Origin of the sequence: Nocardia sp. NRRL S-836, from assembly GCF_001279525.1 — a bacterium.
In the GTDB taxonomy this organism is placed as follows: Bacteria; Actinomycetota; Actinomycetes; order Mycobacteriales; family Pseudonocardiaceae; genus Lentzea.
Genome location: NZ_LGDY01000001.1, coordinates 208,598 through 223,601 on the forward strand (window position 1 = coordinate 208,598; position 15,004 = coordinate 223,601).

Sequence of the window (15,004 nt, forward strand, 5' to 3'; positions counted from 1 at the left end):
GGTGCGCCGCCCGTGCGCTCGCCGTTGACGGGACCCCCGGATCTCCAACTGCGTTGCCCCGGTCGTCGTGCACCAGGTGCGCGGTGACCGGGGCAACGGCCTGTTCGCGATGGTGCCGGGACCCGAGGTCACCCGGCACGCCCAGCCCACTCCCCGTGCCGCGGCCGCCTCGACTGGGTTCGGCGAGCTGGGTTCGGCGAGCTGGGTCAGGCACGGGGTGAGTCGGTCGCCGGTGACCGCGGGGCGGCGTGGCGCGATCCAGGGGTCAGGCTCGGGCCAGGTCCGCGGCGCCGACGAGGCCGGCCCGTGTGCCGAGCTCGGCGGGCGTGGTGGTCACCGCGGTGCGGGTCGGGTGCGTGCCGCGGTCCGCGAGGGCGTGGCGCACGTGCCGGGCGAGGCGGGGGTCGCAGCCGAGCTCGCCGCCCAGGACGATCTCGTGCGGGCCGAGGCACGCGCCCAGGATCGTGAGGCCGTGTGCGAGGTGGCCGCTCACGGTCGTGACAACCTCGGCGGCGCGGCGGTCGCCGTTCTCCGCCGCGGCGAGCACCTGTTCGCCGCACGTCGTGCGGGCGTTCCAGCTGCGGCGGGCCTCGGTGATCAGGGCGGTGCCGCTCGCGTACTGCTCCCAGCAACCGGCCGCGCCGCACGTGCAGGCACGGCCGCCGGCGACCAGTGGCAGGTGACCCCACCCGCCGCCGAGTGCGCGGTGGCCCTCGACCACCCGGCCGGCGAGCACCGCCCCTCCCCCGATGCCGGTGCCGACGGACACCAGGACGGTGTCGCGGCCGCGGCCGGCGCCGAAGCGGTGTTCCGCCCACGCCGCCGCGTGACCGTCGTTGCTCAGCAGCACGTCGCGGCCGAGTGCGGTGCGCAGGCGGTCGGCCAGCGGCAGCTCCCGCCAGCCGAGGGTGAGCGCGGACAGCACCAGGCCCGCTGTCGCGTCGACCGGTCCGGGGACCGCGACGCCGACGTGCGTGACGTCGTGCAGGGCCAGGCGGGTCCGTGCGACGGCGACGAGCTGGTCGACCACCGCGTCACCGCGGCCGATCAGGGCGTGCACCTCGACCGCTCTGGTCGAGCCGTCCGGGCCGACCAGTCCGAAGGCGATCCGGGTGCCGCCGACGTCGATGCCGAGCGCGAGGGTCGCGGCCATCCGACGTCCTTCCATTGCCGACCGATCGAGGCCTTCGATAGCTTTGTTTTGCTTTCGTTTTATCACGGCTGGGTGAGGCGAAAGGATGGGAAGAAGAACCGTGACAAGCCCGGTACGGCTGGGGCTGATCGGCTGCGGCCGGATCGCCCAGGTCGCGCACCTGCCCGCGGCGGAGAAGGCGGAGGGCGTCGACCTGGTGGCGGTGTGCGATCCCGACGCGACCGTGGCCGCCGCGGTGGCCCGCCGCCACGACGTCGGCACCGTCCACACCGACCCGGCCGCCCTGCTCGCCGATCCGCGGGTGGAGGCCGTGCTGGTCGCGGCACCGGACCGGTTCCACCTCGACCTCGCCGGCGCCGCGCTGGCCGCGGGCAAGCACGTGCTCGTGGAGAAACCGCTGGCCACCACCGTGAAGGAGTGCGAGCAGCTGGTCGCGCGGGTCCGGGAGACCGGGCTCAAGCTGCAGGTCGGCGCCATGAAACGGCACGACCCGGGCCTCGAGTACGCCTGCCGGTTCGTCGGCGAACGGCTCGGCGAGGTGCGGTCGTTCCACGCCTGGTACCGCATCGGCGACCTCCGGCCCGGCGTCGAGGCGACGTTGTTCCCGAAGGTCTTCGCCGACGACGAGCGCCGGCGCGCCGAGAGCGCGGTCAAGGCCGACCGCGAGCGCTACCTGCTCGCGACGCACGGCGCGCACGTGTTCGACACCGTGCGGCACCTGCTGGGTGACGTGCGGGCGGTGACGGCGGCGCACCGCGGCTTCGGCCGCGACCACACCTGGAGCGCGCTGCTCACGCTCGCGTCCGGTGCGGTCGGCACCGCCACGATCGCCGTCGACGTCGCCGGTGACGGTGCCGAGGGGATCGAGGTGTTCGGCGCGGGCGGGCAGGTGGCGGTGCGCACGCACTTCCCGTTCTTCCGGCGGGCCTCGGACGTGCGGGCCTACAGCGCGGCCGACGGCGCGGCCACGGTTCCCGTCTTCGCCGACACCGACGCCTACGAGCGGCAGCTGGAGGCGTTCGCACGCGCGGTGCGGCACGACCTGCCGGTGACCCCGGACGTGACCGACGGGCTCGCGGCCGTGCGGCTCATCGCGGCGGTGGAGCGGTCGGCCGCGACGGGCGCCGAGGTCGTGCTGTGAGCGGGTTCGCCGCGCGCCTGGGCATCTTCGCCAAGACCTTCGTGCGGCAACGGCCCGTGGAGGTGGCCGCAGCGGTCAAGGCCGCCGGGTACCCGCTCGCCCACTGGAACTTCGCGGCGATCGGGCTGCCGACCCTGGCGTCCGGAGTGGACGATGCGGTGTTCGTGGCCGTGCGCGCGGCGTTCGACGCCGAGGGGCTGCGGATCCCGAGCGTGTCGGCGACGTTCAACGCGATCGAGCCCGGCCCGCACGACGTGCACCGGGCGGTGCGGCTGATCGGGCTCGCTCCCCTGCTCGGCGCCGATGTCGTGACCCTGTGCACCGGCACCCGTGACCGCACGAACATGTGGCGCGCCCACCCCGCCAACGGCAGCGCACGGGCGTGGCGTGACCTGCGGGCGACGCTCGACCCGTTGCTGAGCGCGGCGGACGCGGCCGGGGTCGTGCTCGGCGTCGAACCGGAGGCGGGCAACGTCGTGCGCGACGCGGCCGCCGCCGCCCGGCTGCTGGCGGAGCTGGGCGACGACGCACCCGCCGGCATCGTGTTCGACCCCGCGAACCTCCTGCACCCCGGCGCCGACCAGCGGCAGGTGCTCACCGAGGCCATCGACCTGCTCGGCCCGCGCGTGGTGTCCACGCACGTCAAGGATCTCGGGACGCTCGACCGCGACCTCGTGCTGCGGCTGCTCGACCGGCTGCCCGCGGTGCCGGTGATCGTCCAGGACGTCGCCGAGCACGACGCCGCCGCGGTGCGCGCCCATCTCGTCGCCACGCGGTGACACCGCCCTGCGGCGAGTGCTTCGTTGCGGCCGAAACAACCTGCTAGCGTCGCGGGCATGTCCGCCGAGCAACCCGTGTTCGCAGAGGAACGGCAGCAGAAGATCCTCGCGATGGTCAACGCGCAGGGGCGGGTCAGGATCGCCGAGCTGGTGACGCTGCTGAAGGTGTCGGAACCGACCATCCGCAAGGACCTCAGCGCACTGGAGGAGCAGCGGCTGGTGCGGCGCACCCACGGCGGCGCGATCGCGACCCACTCCCAGGTCGAGCGGACCATCGACGCGCGCAGCGACCTGCACGGCGCGGCGAAGGACATGATCGCCAAGGCGTGCCTGCAGGAGATCGGGCCCGGCGACTCGATCTTCCTCGACAGCGGCACGACCGTGCAGCGCATCGCCGACCAGCTCGACCAGGTGCACGTGAACGTGCTGACGAACGCGCTGGGCGTCGCGTCGGCGCTGGCGGACAAGCCGAAGGTGCGGCACACGCTGCTCGGCGGTTCGGTGCGGGCCCTGGGCGGCACGGTGGTCGGCCCGGTGGCGGTCGAGACGCTCAGCCGCTTCACCGTGAACACCGCGTTCATCAGCGCGAGCGGCTTCACCGAGGAGGGCGTGTCGGTCGCGGACGTGGCCGAGGCGCAGGTGAAGCAGGCGGTGGTGGAACGGGCGCGGCGCGTCGTGCTCGCGTTGGACAGCAGCAAGTTCGGGGTGCAGGACTTCGTCACGGTCTGCCCGCTCGACCGGATCGACGTGGTGGTCACCGAGGCCGTGTACGACGACGTCCGGGCGATCTGCGCCGACCACGGGGTGGAGCTGAAGGTCGTCTGACCGTGGCCTCGGCGCGCGCACGCCGAGGCCACGGCCCGCTCAGCGCAGGTGCCGGACGATGAGTGCCGGGTCGCGGACGATCTCACGCTCGATGAACGCCGCAGTGACCCATTCGTTGCGCGTAGAGCTGCGCCTGGTCGGTGTGGTGCGGCGAGGACCGGTTCGCGGACTGGCCGTAGACCAGGTTCGACCGCATCCGCGGGCCGTTGGCGGTGAGCTCGACCGCCATGACGAAGCTCGACCCGTGCGGGATGCCGGTGAACTGCTCCAGCGGCCGCGGTGTGCCCTGCACCGACATGACGTTGAAGCGGCCCTCCGGGCCGCGGCAGCCGTGGATCGGGATGCCCTCGTAGCGCTGGACGGCGTCGAGCGGCACGTCCACCGGCAGGCCCGCCGCGGCGAAGGCGGTGACGGTGTCGGCGAAGGCCCGCCGCACGCCGGGGTCGTCGGCGTTGAGGTCGCAGGGCGTGTGCGCGGGGTCGGCCGGGTCGAACGACACCCGTCACAGCACGGTGCCCGGTCGCCGGCTCCGCTCGACGAACGCACGCCACAGCAACGCACCCCGGCTGCGTTCCCCGGTGCCACCGGTGCCGGACCAGGCCTGCAGCACCGAGCAGGCGGCACGCACGTCGACCACCCGGCCGTCGCTCGCGGGCAGGCTCGGGTTGGCCTGGCACAGCGTGACCACACCTAGGATGTTCGTTGCTTCCGATCGGTGAACTCGATCAGAGTTATGAGAAAGGATTATCGGTGCTTTCGACCGGTGAGATCAACGTGATCAGAAGAGGGTGCAGCGAGCTTGACAACAGCGGGCTCACCGCGTTCACGCTGGCCGCAGTGCACCGCGTGCTCCCCGTCTACCAGGTGTACACCGAGATGAACAAGACTGTTCGGGGGCATGGTCCGGCGCACGACGCGCTCGTGGCCATCGCTCGGTTGCTCCGGAGAAAAGGAGGCTTGACTCCCGAGAAGGTCAAGCCAGTTGTCGACGCTGCTCTGGCGGGTTTGGAGTCCGACCTCTCCAAGATCAACAGGCGAGCGGAACCCAATCTCCCGGAAGCAGTCGCAGTGGAGGTGATCACTGCTGTGACGGCCGCCCTGAACGGATGGAAGACCTCGTCATTCGACGAACGCTTCCAGGCTGCGATGAGCGCCTTGGAAGTCGACTCCCTGTGGGCCGAGGAAACGGCAGGCGAGGTGGTTCCCTGGGAGCGGTTGACAACCCAATTTCAGCAGCAGGTCCGTGACCTCGATGAGCTGCGCTCGGTCGACTCGGCTACCGCCGCAGACATCTACAGAACCGTTTCCTATCGAGCTGAGCGTGAAGGGTTGCCATATCTATACGGCATGGAAGAGCTTGCGCAGCGTACGCACTGAGCTGACTGGATCAATGGCGATGCGGTATGAGAATGGGTGCGGCCGTGCGCTGACTCATCAATCCGGTTAGTGCACGGCCGCACCGCTTCGCGTTGTGAGTAGATGATCGTCAGACCGAGCACATCGAGCGCCACGTCGGCGGTTGACCGCCTGTGTCCGGCGCGAGCGTTGAAATCGGCTACGTCGCAGGACCAAAGTTCGATTTTGCGTCTCATCGCATTGACTACGCACGTGCACGGACTGGTGGCGTCCCGCGCCGGAATGCGGCAATCTCACGAATGGAGGCTGGAGTTGACATGAATTCGACGGGCACGACTCAGCGACGTACGATGATCATCGTTGCTGCCTGCACAGCCGCGGCTCTGGCCGCTGGATGCTTGGTCTGGTCGATTCACTCACACCGCAGGCCCGACGCCACGAGCAACGACGGAAGCGCCTCGGTCTCCTGCGCGCAGACGGCTGTCCACGACGACGGCTACTGCGAACGCGTCGCCGAGAACGTGGTACGCCGACGTCCACCGTCTCCCGAGCAACGTGCGGCAGCAGAACAGGCCCATAATGATGTCCGGCGTGCGATGTCCAGAGGTACCAGCTGCCTGCCGACAGCGACCGCGCGGTGTTCCCGCCCGACCGCCAAGCGTCCCCCTACCGACGCCGACGCGGAGTCAGCGCGTCACAGCCTCAGCAAAGAGGGATTTCCAGGTAGCGCGGTCAGAATCGCGCGCCCCAACGACCCAGCGCCCGTCGGAAGCCTGCTGTACGCAGCACAAGCCGGCGCAGAGACGTGCATCGTCGGTCACATCATCGAACTGCCAGGCGGAGCTGGCGGCGGGTTCATCGGAGGCCTACTTCCCAATGGACGCTGCCTCGACGACTGAGTCTCCCCTGGCGATCGCCGAACTGCCCGACTTGGACCACGAGCCGACCTTCGATCGTCGCCTTGCCTCCAGCGCAGAGCAGGCGGAGCACTGGCGCACGCTCAACACCGAACTTGCCGGCTTGGACCGCAGCCGACTTCAACAGGCCCTGCTCGCCCGGACCGGTCCGATGCACTCGGGATCGCCCGTACTCGGCCGGCGCAGGAGAACACCGCCTTGTCCGGATGATGCCAACACAGGATCCGTCCCGCGGCACTTCGGTAAGACAGCACCATGACCGGAATTACCACCGCAGTGACCAACGGCATCACCCGCACGTTCTCCTGGCGCGGCCGCGCTGGCCGCAGTGAGTACTGGTTCTACGTCCTGTTCTGCTGGGCGGTGGTGCTCGGGCTGGCGTTCACCTTCGACGCATTCGAATCCGGCGTGGTCGCGAGCATCGGCGGCGTCTCGATCATGCTGGTGTGGTTCTCGCTGTTCTCGGCCATGATCCGGCGCCTGCACGACACCGGCCGCAGCGGCGCGTGGGTGTTGATCGTGTTCCTGCCCCTCATCGGCGGCTTCTGGCTGTTCCTGGTGATGACCGAACCCGCCCAGCCCCATCCGAACCGGTTTGACCACCTCGCACACCCCGTGGACACCAACGCCGATCACCCGAGTCCTGAGTAGACAGACGAACGGGAAAGCCGGTCCGCGGTCTTCCGCCGGAGGTCGGGGAAGCCGCGCTCGCGAGGTGGGACGTCGTGCGGCGGGAGGCCGGCCGAAACGGTGACGAGCGGTTCCGGCGCTGATACGGACACCACAGCAGCCGCGCACCACAGGTGACGCCCTGCTCGCGCCGTCGATCACCCGCAGGCTCGTCGAACGGTTCGCCTCCGGTACCGCGCAGGCCGGAGCTCCGGCCGTGCACCGCGACCTGGCCGCGCTGACGCCACGCGAACGCGAGGTGCTGACGCTCGTCAGGCAGGGCCGGTCCAACTCCGAGATCGCCGGCGACCTCACCCTCAGCGAGGCGACGGTGAAGACGCACGTGGCGCGGATCTTCGCGAAGCTGGAGCTGCGCGACCGCGCCCAGGCCGTTGTTCTGGCGTACGAGACCGGATTGGTCGCACCTGGTTCAGAAGCTTGATTTCAGTCAACACTGAAGTTATCGGGTTAATTGGTCCGACATGATCGCCGCCACGCCGGTCCCGCCCGTTTCGGTCCTGTGTGGACATCTGCGCGAGGATGTCGGCATGAACTCGTTGTTGCTCGCCGCCGCGTTCGCGATGGTCGTCCGGTCGCTGGCGGCGTCACGGCTGGACCGCTGGAACCTCGGTGCGCCGATCGTCATGGTGCTGGCCGGTGTCGCGGTCGGGTTGTCCAACGAGGACTCCATCGCCGCCGTGCTGAACACCGAGGCGGTCCAGCACACGGCCGAGATCATCCTGGCGGTGCTGCTGTTCGTCGACGCCACCGAGGTGCGGGCGGGCCGGCTGTGGGGTGCCTACCCCGGTGTCGTGGCGCGGGTGCTGCTCGTGGCGATGCCCGTCAGCCTCGGCCTGGCCGCGGTGCTGGGCTGGCTGCTGTTCCCCACGCTGTCGTGGGCGGTGCTGCTGCTGATCGCGTGCGTGACCGTGCCGACCGACTTCGCCGCCGCCGAACGGGTCGTGCGCGACCCGGCGTTGTCGGTGCGGGTGCGCAGCACGCTGAACGTCGAGAGCGGCTACAACGACGGCATCGTCTCGCCGCTGTTCCTCTTCGCGCTGATCCTGGCCGGCGACCACTCCCAGGAGCGCAGCCCGCTGCAGGCGCTGGCGACGGTGCTGCCGTTCGCGGTCAAGGCCGTCGTGGCGGGCGTGGTGATCGGCCTGCTGCTCGGGTGGCTGATGGACCGCGCTCATCGGGCGGGGTGGGTGACCCCGCAGTCCGGGCGGGTCGCGGTGCTGCTGGCGCCGTTGCTCGCCTTCACCGCGACCGTCGCGATCGACGGCAACGGCTTCGTCGCGTCGTTCGTCTGCGGCATCGCCTTCCGGTACGTGCACCGGCTGCTCAAGGCGCGGCGGGTCCGCGCGGGCGTCGCCGACCGCGCGGACGTCCGCGCCGACGTGCTCGACGCGGACCTGCACCTGCTGGAGGACGTCACGGGGCTGCTGACGATGACGATGTGGTTCGTCGTCGGCATCGCCGCCGTGCTGACGTTCTACCTGGGCATCTCGTGGCAGGTGCTGCTGTTCTGCCTCGCGGTGCTCACGGTGGTGCGGTTGGTGCCCGTGGCGCTGTCGCTGGCCGGGTCCCGGCTGCCCGGCCGTGAACGCCTGCTCGTGGGCGCGCTCGGTCCACGGGGGACGACCACGATCGTGTTCGGACTGCTGGCGTTCAACAAGCTGCCCGAGGGCAACGCCGCCGACACGATCCTGGTCATCACGGTGGTGTGCGTGCTGGGCAGTGTCCTGCTCCACGGCCTGGGCGCCAGGGCGCTTTCCCGGCCAGCGCGGAACCGGGGTCAGTGACGAGCGCGGTCGGTCGCGCAGGCCACGAGCAGCATCATGGTGACGGCCGCGAGCGCGTGGTCACCGCTGAGCGCGCAGATGCACGCCAGCGCGAACCACAGCAGCAGTTTCATGTACCGAGGTTAGGGACCGTACGAGTGGCGCGCATCTCATTTGGGAAAGGCTTGAGCTGGCCGCCTTTCCGGCGTGCCGGACGCGCAGATCCAGCTGTGGCGGTGGGTTCGCCCGAGCTACACCGGCTTGCTGAAGTGGAACGCCGGGATGACGTAGCCGTGCGACAGGTACCGGCGGTGGGCGTCGTGCCGGTGCGTGCCCGAGTCCAGGTGCACCTGCCCGCAGCCGAGCCGGCGCGCCTCCTCGTCGACCCAGCGCAGCAACGCTCCCCCGTGGCCCTGCCTGCGCGCGGACGGCAGGGTGCTGAGGTCGTCGATGTAGAGGTGGTAGCCGACGTAGAGGTTCGTCATGGGCCGGAACCCGGCCACCGCGGCGACCTTCCCGTCCGCGTCGAACGAGGCGACGAGCCGGTAGCCCTCCTCGCGCTGGGTCCGCATGGCCGCCACGAACTCGTCCGCCGAGCTGAGGTGCGGCCGGAGCTCCCGCATCGCCTCGAACGCCAGGGCGGTGTTCTCGTCGTCCAGTTCGGCCACGGTGTGCGTAGTCGTCATGAAGACGATCATTCCTGACCCAAGTGGCCTCTCAGAAGGCCCAGTTCAACTGAGTTCTGAGAGGCCACTCACCGGGCTACGGGGTCAGGTTCAGCGACCACGTGTCGAGCGTGCCGACGTCGGACGATGCCACGTCCTGCACGCGGAGCTTCCACGTGCCGTTCGCCGCCTCACCGGACAGGTCGACCGTGAACGTGCGGTCGATGTTGTCCGCACTGCCGCCGCTGCGGTTGTGCAGCGAGTACGCCGTGCCGTCCGGTGCGATCAGGGACACCGTCAGGTCGCCGATGTACGGGTGGACGATCCGCACGGCCACCGCGGCGGTCGCGGACGGCGTCGCCGAGCAGCCCGAGATCACCACGTCGCTGTCGACGGCGGCGCCCGCGTCGGGGATGGCGACGTCGCCGGTGTTGGTGCCGGAGCAGCTGCCACCACCGCCGCCGGTGACGGTCAGGGTGTAGGTGGCGGTGCGGGACACCGAGCCCGCCGCGGTGATCGTGACCGGGTAGGTGCCGGCCGCGACCGACGCCGTGGTGTTGATCGTCAACGTCGAGCTGCCGCCGGTGCTGACCGACGCCGGGCTGAACGACGCCGTCGCGCCCGACGGCAGGCCGGAGGCCGACAGCTGCACGGTCTGCGCGTTACCGCTCACCGTCTGGGTCGCGACGGTGGCCGAGACCGACGAGCCCGCCGCCACCGAGCCGGACGTGGGTGACACGGCCACGGAGAAGTCCGCGCCCGGCGTGCTGCTGCCGACCGCGGACTTCCACAGGGTGTAGGCGATGCCGTCGATCGCGCGGTTGAGGTGCGTGTCGCTGATGTTGGCCGTGGTGTCGCAGGAGGAGTGGTAGCACGGGTCGTACGCACGGCCCGCCGTGCCGCCCCACTTCGCCGCCTGGGCCGACGTCTTGGTCGCGCTGGCGCCCATCGCGTACCCGGAGGCCGGGATGCCCGCGTTGGTGAACGACGCGTCGTCGGACCGGTTGCGGCCCTCGGTGTTCTCCTCCGGCTGCAGGCCCAGCGAGTCCCAGTAGGCCTTCATGTGCACCGACTGGGCGGAGGTGATGTTGTTGATGAAGTAGCCGCCGTTGGTCGAGCCGATCATGTCGAAGTTGTGGTAGGTCTTGATCTTCGATCGCTCGGTGGACGGCAGCTGCGAGACGTAGAAGCGCGAGCCGTTGAGGCCCTGCTCCTCGTCGGTCCACCAGGCGAACCGGACCTTGTTCAGCATCGTCGGGTTGGTGCGGGCGAGCACGAGCGCGGTTTCCAGCAACGACGCGGAGCCGGAGCCGTTGTCGTTGATGCCGGGGCCCGCGGACACGGAGTCCAGGTGGGCGCCGAACATGTAGACGTTGCTCGCGTTGCCGCCCGGCCACTCGGCGACCACGTTCGGGCCGGCGCCGGTGGCGCAGCCGGAGGTGCAGGCCTGCTCCGACACGGTGAAGCCGGCCGCGCTGAGCTTGTCCTTCACGTACGCCACCGACGCGCGGTAGCCGGCCGTGGTGGACCGCCGGTTGCCGCCGTTCTGCGAGGCGATGGTGGCGAACTGGGTCAGGTGCTGCTTGACCGCCGCGACGTCGATGTCGGGGATCTGCGGGCCGGAGCCGCCGGTCACGGTCAGCGTGTAGGTGGCCGTCTTGGTCGTGCCGCCCGCGGCCCGGACGGTGACCGGGTAGGTGCCCGACGAGGTCGACGCCGTGGTGCTGATCGTCAGCGTGGCGTTCGTGCCGGTGGTGACGGAGGACGGGCTGAACGACGCCGTGGCGCCCGCGGGCAGACCGGTCGCGGTGAGGGCGACGGTCTGCGCCTGCCCGGCGGTGGTCTGGGTCTGCACGGTCGTGGTGGCCGACGAGCCCGCCGCCACGGAACCGGAGGCCGGTGACACGGCGACGGAGAAGTCGTTCGCCGGGGTGGAGCCGCCGAGGTTCAGCGACCACGCGTCGATCCGGCCCACGTCGTTGGCCGCGTTGTCGTTGACCCGCAGCTTCCACGTGCCGTTCGACGTCTCGCCCGACAGGTCGACGGTGTAGGTCTGGTCGATGTTGTCGGCGGAGCCGCCGGTGCGGTTGTGCAGGGGGTAGGTGGAGCCGTCCGGGGCGACCAGGGTGACCGCGAGGTCACCGATGTAGGTGTGCACGATCTTCACCGGCACCGTGCTGGTGGCCGACGGGGCCGAGGGGCAGTCGGTGATCGTGATGGGCGACTCGACGGTGGTGTTGTCGCCGATGGCGACGTCACCGTCGTTGGTGCCGGAGCAGCCCGCCTGGGCGGCGGCGGAACCGGGGACGAGCATCGCCGCGGTGACCACTGTTGCCAGTGCCGCGGAGAGCAGGGGTCTTCTACGCACGGTGGAGCTCCTTCGCAGGGATCTTGTGGATCGCAGGGTGAGGCGAAGGTAGCTCCGACGGGGCCGGACGGCATCGGGTCGTTCGGAGGGTTGTTGCGGCGGTTCACCCCGGCAGCGCGGTGCCGGGGGTGCGGGCGACCAGTGCGGCGGCGGCGATCAGGTCCCAGCCGGGCGCGTACTCGTTGCCGGTCGTCAGGTGCGGCGCGTGCTTCTCGTAGCGGTCGAGCAGCTCGCGCACCGAGTCGAAGACCGCGCGGTCCGGGTGGTCCGGCCGGACACCGCAGGAGTGCCGCGCCAGGTCCAGCGTCTGACCGGGCGACTCACCCCGTTTGGTGGCCTCCACGCCCGCCGCGAGGTAGACGTACGCGCGTTCCAGCAGCGGGTCCAGCACCGGCACGCGACCGGGCGCGGGGCCGAGGTCGGCGGGCTCCAGCCGTTCGACGAGCCGCAGGGCGTTGCCGCCCAGCACGCCCGCGACCTGCACCGGGTCCAGCCCGACGTACCGGGCGCACCGGGCGGCCGCGTGCGCGCCCCACAACACCGTCGAGTAGGGCACGTCGCTGCCGAACAACACCCGTCCGGGTGGCATCGTCGCGAGCGCGATGACCAGGTCGGTGGGACTCCACCACGACGTGTCGAAGTACAGGTTGTCCACCGGGTGCCCGGACAACCAGGCCAGGTCGGTGAGCCCGGCGTGCGCCAGCACGAACCGCGCGCCGGGGAACCGGCGCAGCACCGCGAGCAGCGTGGCGCCGAACGGCTCGATCTCCGGACCGGCGTGCACCACGACGGGCAGGTGCAGCTCGTGGGCCAGCCCGAACACGTCGTGCAGGCGGTCGTCGTCGAGGTCGAACCGGTCGCTGGCCGGGTGCAGCTTGATCCCCCGCGCACCGGCGGCGACGCAGCGGCGTGCCTCCCCTGCCGCGTCGTCGCCGGGCGCCACCCGGCAGAACGGGACCAGCTGCGGGCCCGCGGCGGCGAGCATCGCGTCGTTGGCGGCCCGGTAGCCCTCGGGCTCGGTCAGCGGGAACACCGCGGCGGACGCGTCCACCTCGGACAACGCGGCGCGGAGCTGGTCGAAGGTGGCCGAGAAACCGCTCGGGTCGTTCGTGCCGACGTGCGTGTGCACGTCGAACAGCGGGGTTTTCACGCCGAGCGCTTCCCACCACGGCCGCACCAGGTCATCGGCGTACATGGACCCTCACCTTCGTCGACCGCCGAATTCCCGATGGGATCGTGAGCAAACCACCGCCGCTTTCACCGGATTGCGCCGGGTAGCCGACGCACATGACCGAACAACTCCCGATTCCCGGCTACGACCAGCTGACGCTCGGCGACCTGTTGCACCGCATCCGGTCGCTGGACGAGCAGGAACTGCGGCAGGTGCGCGAGCACGAGGAGGCGCACGGCCACCGCACACCGGTGCTGGAGATCATCGACGAACGGCTCCGGCAGCTCGCGGAAGGAGCCGAACCGTCCGGCGGCGACCAGCGCAACACTCCCCCGGTCAGCAGCTCGCCCGGAGAGCAGGCGGTGTCCCCGGAGCACTCGCCGGACGGCAACACCCCGCTGCGGCACGGCGTGTACGAGCAGACTCCGGGACGCGGACGCTGAGCGGCGCGGGTGCGGTGGTCGTGCACCGCACCCGCCCGGCCGGCTAGGGCTGGAAGACCGACCGCACGCAGCCGTCTTCCTTCTTCTTGAAGATGTCGTACCCGCGTGCGCCCTCGCTGAGCGGCATCACGTGCGTCGCGAGGTGGTCGGTGACGAGCTCACCGGAGGCGATGCGGTCCAGCAGCGCCGGGATGTAGCGCTGGCCGTGCTGCTGTGCGCCGCGCACGGTCAGGCCCTTGTTCATCATGGCGCCCAACGGGAACTTGTCCACGAACCCGGTGAACACGCCCAGCACGAACACCGATCCGCCCTTGCGGCAGTGGTAGATCGCCTCGCGCACGGCGATCGGGCGGTCGGTCTCCAGCCGCAGCTTGCTCTTCACCTGGTCGTAGACGTGTTGCGGCCCAGGCGAATGCGCCTCGCAGCCGACGGCCTCGATGCACACGTCCGGCCCGCGCCCGCCGGTGGCTTCGAGGAGAGCGTCGCCAACGGAGGTGTTCTCGTAGTTGATCGTCTCGACGCCGAAGGTCTGTTCCGCCTGGCGCAGCCGGTAGTCGAACCGGTCGATCACCAGCACCCGTTCCGCGCCGAGCAGCTGTGCCGCGCGGGCCGCCATCTGGCCGACGGCGCCGCACCCCCACACCGCCACGACGTCACCGGGTTTCACGCCGCCGAGGTCGGCGCCCATCCAGCCGGTCGCCGCCGAGTCCGACGTGAACAGGGCGCTCATGTCGTCGACGGCCTCGGGGATCGGGATGGCGGTGTGGTCGGCGAACGGCACGCGCACGTACTCGGCGTGGCTGCCGCGGAAGCCGCCCATGGCGTGGGAGTAGCCGAAGATGCCGCCGGGGTTGGCGCCCCAGAGCTCCTGGGTGATCGCCGGGTTGGTGTTGGTGTTGTCGCACAACGAGTACAGCTCGTTGCGGCAGTACCAGCAGCGGCCGCAGGCGATGAACGAGCACACGACGACGCGGTCGCCGGGCCGGTGCTTCGTGACGCCGGAGCCGACCTCGACGACCTCGCCCATGAACTCGTGGCCGATGACGTCACCGGCCTGCATGAACGGGATGTGCCCGGTCAGCAGGTGCAGGTCGGAGCCGCACACGGTGCTCAGCCGCACCTTGAGGATCATGTCCTGGTCGTTCAACAACCGCGGGTCCGGCACGTCCTGCACGCGGACGTCGTTGATCCCTTCCCAGCACAGGGCCTTCACAGCCGACCACCGCCCCTCGCCCTGCTCGTCACCATCTGCAGTGCCTTGCCCATCGGGCCGGGGTGCGTCGGCGCGGTGTCGGGCTCGACCACCTCTCCGGCCTCCAGCACGGACTTCGCGCGCCGCAGCGCGAGGCGTAAGTCGGGCCGCGACGCGTCGCCCCTCGGTGTCGCCACGAGTTCGGTCCCCTTGTCACCGGCCGCGGCGCGGATGCTGATCTCCGCCTGGTCCCGCCACCGCGCGACCAGGTCCGGCAGCTCCGACTGCACATCGGTCGGCGCGCGGTCGACCGTGACGGTCAGCGGACGCTCCCGCTGCTCCCCCGACGCCCACTTGCGGCTGACCACCGCCGCGGCGGTCGCCACGCCCGCGGCGAGTAGCGCTTTCCCTGCTGTCTTCATGGTTTCGGCCTCTCTCGGAGCACGAGTGCCGTGAGTACCCGGGGTCGCACGAAACACGCGCGGATCAACCGGGTTTGACCGGTTCCTCGCGGGTATGACTCCCTTGCCGACAAGCAACC

At 70.6% G+C, this 15,004-nt stretch carries 15 protein-coding genes and 1 pseudogene; 8 read left to right on the plus strand and 8 right to left on the minus strand.

The features are described 5' to 3' along the window. Positions 1-265: 265 nt before the first annotated feature. Positions 266-1,153 carry an ROK family protein gene (locus tag ADL03_RS01065; RefSeq protein ID WP_053731422.1) on the minus strand — a complete coding sequence of 296 codons (888 nt, stop codon included), beginning with the start codon at positions 1,151-1,153 and terminating at the stop codon, positions 266-268. A gap of 100 nt (positions 1,154-1,253) precedes the next feature. On the opposite strand from ADL03_RS01065, the gene ADL03_RS01070 reads away from it, so the two are divergent. The 3 genes from ADL03_RS01070 to ADL03_RS01080 are packed head-to-tail and all read left to right on the plus strand — an operon-like array spanning position 1,254 to position 3,898. Further along, positions 1,254-2,294: a Gfo/Idh/MocA family protein gene (locus tag ADL03_RS01070; RefSeq protein WP_053731423.1), complete on the plus strand. Its 1,041-nt coding sequence runs from the start codon at positions 1,254-1,256 to the stop codon at positions 2,292-2,294. After that, positions 2,291-3,073 carry a sugar phosphate isomerase/epimerase gene (locus tag ADL03_RS01075; protein ID WP_053731424.1) on the plus strand — a complete coding sequence of 261 codons (783 nt, stop codon included), beginning with the start codon at positions 2,291-2,293 and terminating at the stop codon, positions 3,071-3,073. Before ADL03_RS01070 ends, ADL03_RS01075 begins: the two co-directional genes overlap by 4 nt. Positions 3,074-3,130: 57 nt before the next feature. Then, complete coding sequence (locus ADL03_RS01080; RefSeq protein WP_053731425.1) at positions 3,131-3,898, plus strand: DeoR/GlpR family DNA-binding transcription regulator; 768 nt, start codon at positions 3,131-3,133, stop codon at positions 3,896-3,898. Between the two features lie 82 nt (positions 3,899-3,980). Here the strand turns inward: ADL03_RS01080 and ADL03_RS01085 are convergent, their stop codons facing one another. Continuing rightward, positions 3,981-4,397: a penicillin acylase family protein gene (locus ADL03_RS01085; protein WP_053731426.1), complete on the minus strand. Its 417-nt coding sequence runs from the start codon at positions 4,395-4,397 to the stop codon at positions 3,981-3,983. A gap of 3 nt (positions 4,398-4,400) precedes the next feature. After that, a complete protein-coding gene (locus tag ADL03_RS01090; RefSeq protein ID WP_053731427.1) occupies positions 4,401-4,586 on the minus strand; it encodes a hypothetical protein in 186 nt (61 codons plus the stop codon). A gap of 14 nt (positions 4,587-4,600) precedes the next feature. Between ADL03_RS01090 and ADL03_RS01095 the strand changes: the two genes are divergently transcribed. The 4 genes and pseudogenes from ADL03_RS01095 (at position 4,601) to ADL03_RS01110 (ending at position 8,645) form a co-directional block, all read left to right on the plus strand. After that, positions 4,601-5,275, plus strand: a complete 675-nt coding sequence (locus ADL03_RS01095; protein ID WP_157527747.1) for a hypothetical protein — start codon at positions 4,601-4,603, stop codon at positions 5,273-5,275. Between the two features lie 1,151 nt (positions 5,276-6,426). After that, positions 6,427-6,822: a DUF805 domain-containing protein gene (locus ADL03_RS01100; protein ID WP_082372774.1), complete on the plus strand. Its 396-nt coding sequence runs from the start codon at positions 6,427-6,429 to the stop codon at positions 6,820-6,822. Positions 6,823-6,973: 151 nt separating this feature from the next. Beyond that, positions 6,974-7,282, plus strand: a pseudogene (locus ADL03_RS01105) (response regulator transcription factor); the annotation flags it as partial. Positions 7,283-7,388: 106 nt separating this feature from the next. Beyond that, positions 7,389-8,645 carry a sodium:proton antiporter gene (locus ADL03_RS01110; protein WP_053731430.1) on the plus strand — a complete coding sequence of 419 codons (1,257 nt, stop codon included), beginning with the start codon at positions 7,389-7,391 and terminating at the stop codon, positions 8,643-8,645. A gap of 230 nt (positions 8,646-8,875) precedes the next feature. Here the strand turns inward: ADL03_RS01110 and ADL03_RS01115 are convergent, their stop codons facing one another. The 3 genes from ADL03_RS01115 to ADL03_RS01125 all read right to left on the minus strand — a co-directional run bounded on the left by ADL03_RS01115 (position 8,876) and on the right by ADL03_RS01125 (position 12,852). Continuing rightward, positions 8,876-9,310, minus strand: coding sequence for a GNAT family N-acetyltransferase (locus tag ADL03_RS01115; protein ID WP_053731614.1), 435 nt, complete (start codon positions 9,308-9,310; stop codon positions 8,876-8,878). A gap of 76 nt (positions 9,311-9,386) precedes the next feature. Further along, on the minus strand, positions 9,387-11,657 hold the full coding sequence (locus ADL03_RS01120) for a M28 family peptidase (RefSeq protein WP_197287967.1): 2,271 nt from the start codon (positions 11,655-11,657) through the stop codon (positions 9,387-9,389). Positions 11,658-11,760: 103 nt separating this feature from the next. After that, entirely contained in the window at positions 11,761-12,852 is a 1,092-nt protein-coding gene (locus ADL03_RS01125) for an amidohydrolase family protein (protein WP_053731432.1), read from the minus strand. 92 nt (positions 12,853-12,944) lie between these two features. On the opposite strand from ADL03_RS01125, the gene ADL03_RS01130 reads away from it, so the two are divergent. Further along, the gene (locus ADL03_RS01130) at positions 12,945-13,271 is read left to right on the plus strand and encodes a hypothetical protein (RefSeq protein ID WP_053731433.1); all 327 of its coding nucleotides are present in this window, start codon (positions 12,945-12,947) and stop codon (positions 13,269-13,271) included. A 43-nt stretch (positions 13,272-13,314) separates the two neighbouring features. Here ADL03_RS01130 and ADL03_RS01135 read toward each other — a convergent pair whose 3' ends face one another. After that, positions 13,315-14,484 (minus strand): zinc-dependent alcohol dehydrogenase, encoded by a 1,170-nt coding sequence (locus tag ADL03_RS01135; RefSeq protein ID WP_053731434.1) that lies wholly within the window; start codon positions 14,482-14,484, stop codon positions 13,315-13,317. Next, positions 14,481-14,885: a hypothetical protein gene (locus ADL03_RS01140; protein ID WP_157527750.1), complete on the minus strand. Its 405-nt coding sequence runs from the start codon at positions 14,883-14,885 to the stop codon at positions 14,481-14,483. The genes ADL03_RS01135 and ADL03_RS01140 overlap by 4 nt, the downstream gene beginning before the upstream one ends. Positions 14,886-15,004 lie beyond the last annotated feature (119 nt).

Bases quoted from the DNA above. Each gene is read 5' to 3' on its own strand.
- ADL03_RS01065 (WP_053731422.1), bottom strand. From the start codon at position 1,153: ATGGCCGCGACCCTCGCGCTCGGCATCGACGTCGGCGGCACCCGGATC.
- ADL03_RS01080 (WP_053731425.1), top strand. From the start codon at position 3,131: ATGTCCGCCGAGCAACCCGTGTTCGCAGAGGAACGGCAGCAGAAGATC.
- ADL03_RS01100 (WP_082372774.1), top strand. From the start codon at position 6,427: ATGACCGGAATTACCACCGCAGTGACCAACGGCATCACCCGCACGTTC.
- ADL03_RS01110 (WP_053731430.1), top strand. From the start codon at position 7,389: ATGAACTCGTTGTTGCTCGCCGCCGCGTTCGCGATGGTCGTCCGGTCG.
- ADL03_RS01115 (WP_053731614.1), bottom strand. From the start codon at position 9,310: ATGACGACTACGCACACCGTGGCCGAACTGGACGACGAGAACACCGCC.
- ADL03_RS01125 (WP_053731432.1), bottom strand. From the start codon at position 12,852: ATGTACGCCGATGACCTGGTGCGGCCGTGGTGGGAAGCGCTCGGCGTG.
- ADL03_RS01130 (WP_053731433.1), top strand. From the start codon at position 12,945: ATGACCGAACAACTCCCGATTCCCGGCTACGACCAGCTGACGCTCGGC.
- ADL03_RS01140 (WP_157527750.1), bottom strand. From the start codon at position 14,885: ATGAAGACAGCAGGGAAAGCGCTACTCGCCGCGGGCGTGGCGACCGCC.